Raw genomic sequence first — 10,095 nt, 5'->3', positions numbered from 1 at the left:
GCGCATAGGGCTGGAAGTTCTTGACCGCCTCGCTGCGGTAGCGCGGGTTTTTGTTGGCGATCAGCGGCACGACCGGCGCATCGGCCATGACGAGCTCATCGACCTCGGCCCAGAGCTTGCCCGTCTCCTTCGGTGTCGTGGCGTTGATCGCCCTGGCGGCGATCTCGTTGGCCTTCGGGTTGTTGTAGTCGGTGTAGTTGTAGGTCTGGTGCGTGCCGTTGAAGGTGAACTGCGGCTGGAAGACCGAGCGCGCAGCCCCGCCCACCCAATCCGGCGTCCAGCCCACGGGCGCGATGTCCCAAGTGCCGTCCTTGGTGTTGACCGGGTTCGTCATGAACTTGGAATAGTAGTCGGCCGCGGTGACCGGCGTCATTTCCAGCGTGATGCCGGCGCGGGCAAGGCTTGCCTGGATCGTCGCGGCGGTCGCCACTTCCAGGTCCTTGTTGCGATAGGGCATCTTCAGCGTGATGCCATCAGGGAAGCCGGCCTCCTTCAGCAGCGACTTCGCCTTTTCCGGGTCGCCCTTGGCGTCCGTCGAGGGATAGAGGTCGAACTTGTGGTAGCCGAGCACGCCGATGCCGAAGATACCGTTGGCGGGTTCCGCCACCGCCGCACCGCCCCATTGCTGCACGATGGCGGCCTTGTCGACGGCATATTGCAGCGCCTGGCGCACGCGCAGGTCCTTCAGCGCGCCCTTGTTGTTGTCCGAGACCGTGTTGATGAACAGGAAGTTCGTATTGCCGGCGGACATGGCCGTCAGCTTCTCGTCGCCGGTGGCGGCAAGCGTCGAGAGGATCGCGGTCGGCACGTTGATGTCATAGGCGAGATCGCCGTCGCCCGACTGAAGCTGCTGCATGATCGCATCCGCCTGCATGCCCATGGTGATGTCGATCTCGTCGACATAGGCCTTGCGCAACGGATCGCTCTCAGCCTTCCAGGCCGGGTTGCGCACCAGTTTCAGGCTGTTATCGGGCGTATATTCGCCAATCGTATAGGGGCCGCTTCCGATGAAGTTGGCGCGGTATTCCGGGCTGTCGGGAAGGTAGTCCAGCGTCTCGATGGCCGCTGGCGCGGGCATCGGCAGGGAGAGCATATAGACGAAGTCGCCGGCCCGTTCCTTGAGTTTGAACACGACGGTCTTGTCGTCGGGCGTCTCGATGCCCGTGACGTCGTTGCCTTCCATATAGGCCTTCATCGCCGCCGGCGTCGGCTCGACCTTGGCAAAACCATCGCAGAATTCCGTCAGGCCGGAGATCAGGGCCGTGAAATAGGTGAGCGTCGCCGCCTGCATATGCGGATTGCAGAGGCGCTTGAAACCACGCTCCACGTCGACCGACGTGATCTGGCGCGCGCCGGAAGGCGCATTCCACATCGCGCGGTCGCGCAGGGTGAAGGTGTAGGTCAGGCCGTCGGCGCTCGGCTGCGGAACCTCGATTGCGAGATCCCCGACCGGCTTGATCGCAATGTCCGGATCGGTGGACGCCTCGTAGCTGACGAGCTGGCGGGAGATCGCGCGCATGAGATTGTTCGTCGTCACCATGCCGGCAAGCGCCGGGTCCATATGGTCGGGCTCGCCCGTCGCCAGAATACGCAGCACACCCCCGGTCTGCGGCTCCTCCTGCGCCAGCACAGTGCCAGTCTGCAGCGCGCCGATCACGGCCGCCGTCGCCATCAGAATCGTCCAGTTCTTGTGCATCCGCATGGGGGCTCCTCCCTTGAGCTTTATCCTCACTGCGCAGAGTTGTTGCTCAAAAATTGAACCAATGCAAAAGAAATTGAAGGCTTGTGGTAAAATTTTTATAGGAGTACGAAACGGTCGATACAGATGAGGTCGCAAGCGCGAGAATTCGCTGGATGGCCGCTGCCGCGCACATCGACATTGCCGGTGGCGTGGCTCATATTTCGGCGGATTTCGAACCGGTCCGCAAACGGGTGTTGTAATGTCGCCAGAGGCGAAAGCGAGAAAGAAGGACGTGGCAGACAGCGTTGCGGAAGAGGATCTCGGCAAGAAGATACGCAAGCGTCGCCGTGCGATGGATATGACGTTGCAGCAGGTTGCCGAGCGCGTCGGGCTTTCCATCGGCTTCCTGTCGCAGGTTGAGCGCGGCACCTCGACGCCGTCGCTTGCCTCGCTGTGCAACATCGCCGAAGCGCTCGGCACGAATGTCGATGCCTTCATCAAGGCGCCGCGCCAGTCGGGCTCGGTGTCGCGCCCCGGCGAGCGCGAATCCTTCAGTCTTGGCGATGTCAGGCGGACCTATGAGCTGCTTGGCGCCGGCTTTTCCGGCGCCAAACTGCATCCGACCCTCGTGCGCCGCCCGCCGGGACATGTGTCGGAGATCATGCACAACGAGGGCGAGGATTTCGTCTATGTGCTGGAAGGCTGCATGCTTCTGGAGGTGGGCGGCGAGCGCCACATCCTCAACAAAGGCGACTCCATGCATTTCCAGTCGCATCTCCCACATCGTTCGGCGACGCTCGGTAGCGAAACGACGTTGGAACTGTGGGTGCGCACGCAGCCGCTTTTCTCCTGACATCCGGTCGAAGGGGTTTACGGCTCCGAATGCCGGCTCCATTCGCCGGGTTCAAGGCGCAGATCGATTGACCGCCCACACCACCAGCTGCCTCAAGCAATCCTGCGGTGAGAGCTTTTTCTAACAGCGGCAATTTTCGGGAGTGAAATTAAACCTTTATTGCCCATCTTCAATCTAGAACTGCATTCACTGGAGAGATGGCGGCTGGCACGCCGGGGGATGGGTAATGATAAGCTTGCATTCGATGCGTGGCCGCCTGCTGGCTTTGACGGCGATCGGTTTTATTGTCGGCCTCGCATCGGTCACGCTGGCCGGCTCGGCCTTGATGTCGGCCTCCAGCCGCGTTGAAGCGGAAACGGCCGCGAAAGGCCTGTTGCGCGAATATGCCAATTCCATTCGCGCCGACATCACCCACGCGGCGGGCCTTGGACAGAACCTCGCGACCACCGCCCAGGCGCTTGCCGCATCGCAATCCAAGAGCCGTGACGATCTCGGCCGGATCGTCACGAGCATGGTCGAGGACAATCCGGACCTTCTCGGCGTCACGCTCGTCTTCGAACCCGACGCTTTGGATGGCCGCGATGCAGACTTCGTCGGCCATGCCTTTTCGGATGCGACGGGCGGCCGCTTCGCGACCTATGTCTATCGGAACGAGGCGAAACAGGTCGCCGTCGAGAAGCTCGACATGACGGACGATGCCGTCTCAGTCTGGTATGTCGCGCCGCGCGATGCCGGCCATCCGGTCATCACACCCTCCTATGTCGACCAGATCGACAGCAAGCCCACCTTCATCACCACACTCGCCGCGCCTATCAGATCGAACGGCAAAGTCATTGGCACGACAGGGGTGGATTTCGCGCTCACCGACATCTCGAAGATGATTGCGGAACTGAAGCCGTTCAACACGGGAACGGTCTCGCTGATCGACGGCGCCGGCCAGTGGCTGGCCAATCCGGACAAGGCTCTTGTCGGAAAGAAGGTCACGGACGAAGCGATCCTCGCCTTCGGTTCGGCCGCCAAGCAGGACGGTGTTGCCGATCGCGTCCTCGATGGCGGTCTCTATCAGGCCGCCGTTCCCATCGCTTTCCCCGGCGTATCGGAGAAATGGCTGCTCATTCTGTCCGCGCCCGAGAACGCCATGGTCGAAGGCGCGATAACGGCGCGCAACCGCATGCTTTTGATTTCCGCCGGCATCCTTCTCGTCGCTCTGACCGGCGCCTTCATTGCCGCGACAGGCTTCGTCCGCCCGGTGGAACAGATCACCGCGATGATGCGCAAGCTCGCCGACGGCGATTTCTCGATTTCCGTACCCTTCGTCGGCCGTCGCGACGAGATCGGCGGCATGGCGCGCTCCGTGCAGGTGTTCCAGCAGGCAGCCATTCGCAATAACGACCTGGAAATGGCGGCCGTCTCCAGCCGCGAGCGGGCCGAGGAGGAGCGGATCGCGCTGCAGCGCCAGGCCGAAGCCGAGGCCGAGCGGCGTTTGAACCATGCGACGGCCTCGCTTGCCGACGGTCTCCGCCGCCTTTCATCCGGCGATATGTTCTGCGAAATCGACACGCCGTTTGGAACGCAATTCGAGGCGCTGCGTCAGGATTTCAACACATCGGTGCGGCAGTTGCGCGATGTGCTCGCTGATGTCGCCAGATCGGTCTCCACGGTGAACGCTGGAGCCCAGGATGTCTCGGCCGCGTCGAACGACATTGCGCTTCGTACCGAGCAACAGGCAGCCTCGCTGGAACAGACGGCGGCGGCCCTCGAAGAGATCACCGCCAATGTCCGGTCGACCTCGGATCGAACCAGCGACGCGCGCCGGACGGTACATGGCGCTCGCGGCAAGGCAGACCAGTCCGGCACGGTCGTCAACGAAACCATCGCGGCCATGGAACGGATCGAACATTCTTCCGAACGGATCGGCCAGATCATCGATGTGATCAAGGAAATCGCTTTCCAGACCAACCTGTTGGCGCTGAATGCCGGCGTCGAGGCAGCGCGGGCCGGCGAAGCCGGCAAGGGTTTTGCCGTCGTGGCCCAGGAAGTGCGGGCCTTGGCGCAACGCTCCTCCGAGGCGGCGGGCGAAATCCAGCAGTTGGTCAGCACCGCGGCCCTTGCGGTCGGCGACGGGGTCAAGCTGGTGGGCGACACGGGGCATTGCCTTTCCGAGATCACCGAACTCGTCATCGCCGCAAACACGCATATGGAAGCGATTGCGACCGCGGCAAAGGAGCAGTCCATTGGTGTGTCCGAGGTCAATACCGCCGTCAACCATATGGATCAGGGAACGCAGCAGAACGCCGCCATCGTCGCACAGATGAACTCAGCGGGCGCAGCGCTTGCGCAGGAGAGCCTGCGGCTCAAGGATCTCCTGTCACATTTCCGTTTTGAACAGGCGGCAGCGGTTTCAGAGAACCGGCGCCCGCCCGTCCAGGCAAAATGGGCGTGAAAATCCCGCCGATAGCAATGCTATCGATTTCCGCACGACGATAGGTCCTGTCCGCATCGCCGGCGTGAACAATTCCATGAAGATCGCCCGCGAAGAGATTTTCGGCCCGGTTGCGACCATCATCCCGATTGACGGCATGGAAGACGCCAACGATAGCATCTATGGCCTCGCCGCCTCGATCTGGACCCGCGACATCTCGAAGGCCCATCTCTTCGCCCGCGATATCGAGGCCAGCGTCGTCTGGGTGAATTGCTTCAACCACGGCGACATGACCTCGATCTGGGGCGGCTACAAGCAGACCGGCAACGGCCGCGACAAATGCCTGGAAGCCCTCACTCAATATACCCAGACTAAATCCGTATGGGTCAATCTAGGGTGATCTCAAGCGAGGCACTCGCCGAACGCGAAAAAGACCGGTGCCTGTCGGCGCCGGTCAAGCCACAGAGAGATGGCAGGCTTGCAGGGGAGCTTACGTGAAGGTCTGTTGGTTCTGATTGTAAGCTTCGGAAATCGCATCAAATTTAACGCCCTGCCAGCGGGCATAGTCCTGAAGCAGCCTGCCGGAGACGGACAGGTCGCCCTGATTGCCCGGAAGGCTCCAGACCAGCAATCCTTCCGCCCGCGCCCGCGAAAACACCCTCTGCACATGACCGCGGGACAGGGTGTGCCGGGTCGAGACTTCGCTTGCGTGGAGCGGGCCGAGACGGATCGGCTCGGCCATGCTCGTGATGTCGGCGGGCAGGCGGCAGATGAGCTCGTGAAGGATATTGCTTCCCGATTCCGTGCGGACGAACAGATCGACGCTTGCGGGCGGTTCAGCCCAGGCCGGATCGAAGACCAGAGCGCGAATGGCCAGCGGATGGATGTGGGCCAGCAACTGCGGATTTCCGACAAGCGTCGGGAGGCGGTCGCCACCATCCATCCGGTCGAGAGCCGAAAGATGGCTTTCCAGCCACTGGCCGACCAGCGCCTCGCCGTATGGGCTGAGTTGCAGCGGCTTGACGCGCTTGTCCCGGCTTTCCAGCGGCACGAGCAGTCCGTAGGCGCGCATTTCCGCAAGATGCGCCGTCAACGTGTTTTTGCTGAAGGGCTGGCGTTCGGCAAAGAAATCGATCAGCGATCCGGCGGTGAGCGGCGGCCGCATCTCATCGTGCTTCCGCTCGAAATGCAGGGCGACGATTGCCTGCGTGATCAGCCACTTCTGCATGCTGGCGACATAGCGGACCACGCGCGGTGCGGTGTCGTGCATGGCAAGCAGTTGTTCTGCCGCATCACGTAGGACCGCAAAAAATGTCGAATCGCCATTCCATTTCATCGGGCTGAAATCACTTTTCGTATCTGCAGATCGCGTTTCAAAGTTGCCGTTTATGGCACGCGTTTCTAACTTCCTACCAGCGCAACGTCACGTCGGCATGTCACGATACCCCATGGGTGACTCAATTTTGGGTGTACCGGGGTATGATCCGCTTCTTCGGTTGATCCCGCCTTTCCCCTCTCGCTAGGAGTGCTCCTACATCTGGGGAAAGATCATGAAATCAATTTCTTATCATCTGCGGGCGTGCTGCGCCATCGCGTTGCTCATGTCGTCTGCCGCCAGCGCGCAGGATTTCCAGGCCGAGTTCGACAGCCAATGGGGCCTTCGTATGATCGGTGTCGACAAGGCGCTCAAGAAGGGTCTCGACGGCAAGGGCGTTCGGGTCGGTGTGGCCGATACGGGCCTGCAGATCGGCGACAAGCTGCATCCCGAACTCGTCGGGCGCTTCCGCGGCCTCGGTATCGATGGTTTCGGCGGCAGTCTCGACGATGACAATGGTCATGGAACCCACGTGGCAGGCATCATCGCCGGCAACAGGGATGGCGAGGGCATGATGGGCGTTGCATCGGGCGCCGAAATCGTCGCCATGAGAGTTCTGCTGGATGGTGCGTCTCTGGAGGAACAGCAAGTCGCCGCGGAAACCGCCTATCGCTATGCCCTCAAGCAGGGTGTGCGCATTTTCAACGCGTCCTATGGCTATCCCGGCCCGTTCACCGATTACAGCCCGGAAATGATCGAGTCCTTCGCCGCGCGCGAATTGAATGTCTACCGCGAGGTCGTCAATGCGGGCGGCGTCATGGTCGTAGCGGCCGGCAATGATGGCTGGGCGGAGCCAAGCGTTCCCGGCGCATTACCAATATTTTTTCCGGAATTGCAGCGCGGCTGGATGACGGTCGCCGCTGTCAATCCAGAAGGAGAACTCGCCTGGTATTCGCAGGGCTGCGGCGGCGGGTCGAAGTATTTCTGCATTTCCGCGCCGGGTGGCGACGAGTTCTACGGCGAAGAGGGCCTGATCAACTCGACCTGGCTCGACGGAACGTATCTCGGTGAGCAGGGCACATCCATGGCCGCACCGCACGTGACGGGTGCGCTTGCCATCGCAAAGCAGCTTTATCCCAATGCCAGCGAGCAGGAGCTCGCCCAACTGGTGTTCCAGACGGCCACCGACATCGGTGACGCCGGTCTGGATGACATCTACGGCTGGGGCCTGCTCAATGTCGGCAACTTGGTGACGACAAACGAGGCCGAAGCCGGTGCGATCTATGCGCAGGCTGCCTGGTCTCACGCAACGACCGTGAACCGGATTGCCGATGTAATCGAGAGCCATCCGGCGCAAGCCGAGACGGATGGCTACGGTCTCTGGCTCACCCCGTTTGCCAGCCGGGCAAGTCTCTCTCTCGGAAGTGCCGGCCTCTCCGGCGATTACACGACCGGCGGCCTGATCGGCGGCATCGACTATGCGCTCGACGACCGCTGGACGGTGGGTGCTGCCGTCGGCTTCAGCCAGAACCGATTCACGGCCGACAATGGCAATCGCGTCGAGGATACGTCTTACCATGCGGCGCCCTATATCGCCTTCGACGACGATACGTTCTTTGCCAATGCCACACTCGGCACCAGCTTCTTCTCCGGCAAAACGCGCCGCGTGCGGGCACCGGGCATGGACGATACGATCCTCGCCCTCGCGGGCCTCGACATTGCCGGCGATCAGAGCGACCGGGCTTTGTGGGCGACCACGCGCATCGGCAGCCATTTTGCGTTCGATGACCTGAAGCTCTCCCCTTATGTCTTCAGCCGGATGGTGCGCCAGCATCTGGGCGGCGTGAATGAAACCGGGACCAGCGTTCTCGTGCTGAACGCGGCGAGCGCCACGGCGACCACGGGCGAAGTCGGGGTCGGCATGAAGGTAAGCACGGCACCTGTCGTGTTGAGCGGCATCGACGTGACGCCGTCCCTGAACATCGCCTATGGCCGGAGCTTCGGTGACTTCAAGCGCACCCTCGAGCTTATGGGGTCCCCGATCGTCAGCAAGATCAATCCGGATAAAAACCGGGTGGCTCTGGAGACGGATCTGCTGTTTGCGCGCTCGGCCTCGGCGCTCGAAGGCAAGCTGAGCTACCGCGCCAGCGTGAACAGCGACACCGTCAGCCATACGATCGCCGCGAACCTGAGCCTCAAGTTCTAAAACCGTTCAACCCGGCGTCGCACCATCGTCAGGCAGTCGCCATCGATATCGCGCCGCCGGGATCTACAGGCCAGACGGGTCGGCGCAGACGCGCCGATGCCTCACAAGCCGCCATGCAGACGCAGAAAATCGACGATCGGCGCCAAGCCGTCGCCCCGTTTCATGTCGGAGAAGACGAAGGGACGGTCGGCGCGCATGCGTGTCGCATCCCGTTCCATCACTTCCAGATCGGCGCCGACATAGGGGGCCAGGTCCTTCTTGTTGATGACGAGCAGGTCGGAGCGGGTGATACCCGGTCCGCCCTTACGCGGGATTTCCTCGCCCTGGCAGACGGAGATGACGTAGATCGTCAGGTCCGCGAGATCGGGCGAGAAGGTCGCCGCCAGATTGTCGCCGCCGGATTCGATGAAGACCACGTCAAGATCGGGGAACCGCCGGGAGAGATCGGCGATGGCCTGGAGGTTGATCGAGGCGTCCTCGCGGATCGCCGTGTGCGGGCAGCCGCCGGTTTCCACACCGACGATGCGGTCCAACGGCAGCGCCTGCATGCGCATCAGCGCCTCCGCGTCCTCCTTGGTGTAGATGTCGTTGGTCACGACGGCGACGGAATAGTGCTTGCGCATCGCCTTGCAGAGCTTTTCGGTCAGCGCCGTCTTGCCCGAGCCGACGGGGCCACCGATGCCGACGCGCAGGGGGCCGTTCTTCGATGTCATGGGAACCTCCATTGAAGTGAATGTCCGCTCATGAGCGGAAGAGCCTTGTCGGCAGGGTTTCGTGCCGCAGGCTCGCGATTTCCGCCCGCATGGTCGCAGCGCCGAGATCGTCGAGCGTGGAGCCCGCGGCCACGTTTGCGAGCGTCACGATCCGTGCCTCCAGTTCCGCCAGTACCGTCACGCCGTGCCTCTGGCCGATGACACCGCAGCGGATGGCGACCGAAACGAGATTGGACGTGACCGCATGCAGATAGGCGGCAAGCCCTGCCTCGGCCGCAATGCCATGGGCGGCAGCAACGGCGCCGACGGCGACGGGATAAGCCGCCGTGCCACCGAGATGGTCGAGGAGCGCATGCTGCCAGCCTGCCGCCGCTGCAAGGAAGGCCTCGCCCTGCAACATGGTCTCGCGATGCCGCTCCGCCGAACCCGACAGAGCCTCCGCCAGCGCCGCAACCTCCGCCAGCCGATCCACATCGCCGGCAGCGCGGTGCGCCTCGGCAAACAGCACGGCGTCGTTCCAGAGATTGCCCTGTGCGAGGAGATCGCCCAGCCAATCCCGCAAGGTGCCGGCATCCCGCACATCGCCATCCGCCACGACCTGCTCCAGACCACCGGAATAGGAGAAAGCCCCAATCGGGAAGGCGGGCGACAGCCAGGTCATCAGCCGGATGAGGTCTCTTGTTTCAGCCATGGCCGTGATGATGGTGCCCCTGGCCGTGATAAGCGCCGCGCAGCGGATGGAAGGGTTCGGATATCTCGCGCACGGTAGCGCCGAGCCCCGTCAGCATGTCGCGGATGACGTGATCGCGCAGGATGAGAATGCGCGCCTCCTCGATCTGCGCCGGCAGATGGCGGTTGCCGAGATGCCAGGCGAGTTCGACGAGATGCAACCGGTCCCGCGGCGT

The 10,095-nt window shown here is 62.5% G+C and carries 8 protein-coding genes and 1 pseudogene; 4 read left to right on the top strand and 5 right to left on the bottom strand.

From position 1 onward, the window contains the following. Positions 1–1,702 (bottom strand): ABC transporter substrate-binding protein (locus tag ACOZK4_RS24960; RefSeq protein ID WP_421594380.1); only part of this gene is annotated, 1,702 nt, incomplete at its 3' end. A 271-nt stretch (positions 1,703–1,973) separates the two neighbouring features. Between ACOZK4_RS24960 and ACOZK4_RS24955 the strand changes: the two genes are divergently transcribed. From ACOZK4_RS24955 to ACOZK4_RS24945, 3 genes are all read left to right on the top strand, one after another. Next, a complete protein-coding gene (locus ACOZK4_RS24955; protein ID WP_421594379.1) occupies positions 1,974–2,534 on the top strand; it encodes a helix-turn-helix domain-containing protein in 561 nt (186 codons plus the stop codon). A gap of 226 nt (positions 2,535–2,760) precedes the next feature. Further along, positions 2,761–4,977, top strand: coding sequence for a methyl-accepting chemotaxis protein (locus ACOZK4_RS24950; protein WP_421594378.1), 2,217 nt, complete (start codon positions 2,761–2,763; stop codon positions 4,975–4,977). Next, complete coding sequence (locus tag ACOZK4_RS24945; protein WP_421594377.1) at positions 4,868–5,356, top strand: aldehyde dehydrogenase family protein; 489 nt, start codon at positions 4,868–4,870, stop codon at positions 5,354–5,356. The genes ACOZK4_RS24950 and ACOZK4_RS24945 overlap by 110 nt, the downstream gene beginning before the upstream one ends. Before the next feature lie 90 nt (positions 5,357–5,446). Here ACOZK4_RS24945 and ACOZK4_RS24940 read toward each other — a convergent pair whose 3' ends face one another. Beyond that, complete coding sequence (locus tag ACOZK4_RS24940; protein WP_421594376.1) at positions 5,447–6,226, bottom strand: hypothetical protein; 780 nt, start codon at positions 6,224–6,226, stop codon at positions 5,447–5,449. Between the two features lie 280 nt (positions 6,227–6,506). Between ACOZK4_RS24940 and ACOZK4_RS24935 the strand changes: the two genes are divergently transcribed. After that, entirely contained in the window at positions 6,507–8,477 is a 1,971-nt protein-coding gene (locus ACOZK4_RS24935; protein ID WP_421594375.1) for a S8 family serine peptidase, read from the top strand. A 101-nt stretch (positions 8,478–8,578) separates the two neighbouring features. On the opposite strand, the gene ureG is transcribed toward ACOZK4_RS24935, so the two are convergent. The 3 genes and pseudogenes from ureG to ACOZK4_RS24920 form a co-directional block, all read right to left on the bottom strand. Beyond that, positions 8,579–9,190 carry an urease accessory protein UreG gene (gene ureG, locus ACOZK4_RS24930; RefSeq protein ID WP_421594374.1) on the bottom strand — a complete coding sequence of 204 codons (612 nt, stop codon included), beginning with the start codon at positions 9,188–9,190 and terminating at the stop codon, positions 8,579–8,581. 28 nt (positions 9,191–9,218) lie between these two features. Further along, positions 9,219–9,890: an urease accessory protein UreF gene (locus ACOZK4_RS24925; protein ID WP_421594399.1), complete on the bottom strand. Its 672-nt coding sequence runs from the start codon at positions 9,888–9,890 to the stop codon at positions 9,219–9,221. After that, a pseudogene (locus ACOZK4_RS24920) lies at positions 9,874–10,095 on the bottom strand (urease accessory protein UreE); the annotation flags it as partial. The pseudogene ACOZK4_RS24920 and the gene ACOZK4_RS24925, both read right to left, overlap by 17 nt.

The sequence above is a fragment of the Shinella sp. M27 genome (assembly GCF_049199905.1).
Taxonomy (GTDB): domain Bacteria; phylum Pseudomonadota; class Alphaproteobacteria; order Rhizobiales; family Rhizobiaceae; genus Shinella.
The sequence above is the reverse complement of the archived record's forward strand: the minus strand, read 5'-3'. Positions and strand labels throughout refer to the sequence as shown.

What these genes read in the sequence shown, in the direction of transcription:
- ACOZK4_RS24950 (WP_421594378.1), top strand. Translation starts at nt 2,761, where the DNA reads ATGATAAGCTTGCATTCGATGCGTGGCCGCCTGCTGGCTTTGACGGCG.
- ureG (WP_421594374.1), bottom strand. Translation starts at nt 9,190, where the DNA reads ATGACATCGAAGAACGGCCCCCTGCGCGTCGGCATCGGTGGCCCCGTC.
- ACOZK4_RS24940 (WP_421594376.1), bottom strand. Translation starts at nt 6,226, where the DNA reads ATGCACGACACCGCACCGCGCGTGGTCCGCTATGTCGCCAGCATGCAG.
- ACOZK4_RS24935 (WP_421594375.1), top strand. Translation starts at nt 6,507, where the DNA reads ATGAAATCAATTTCTTATCATCTGCGGGCGTGCTGCGCCATCGCGTTG.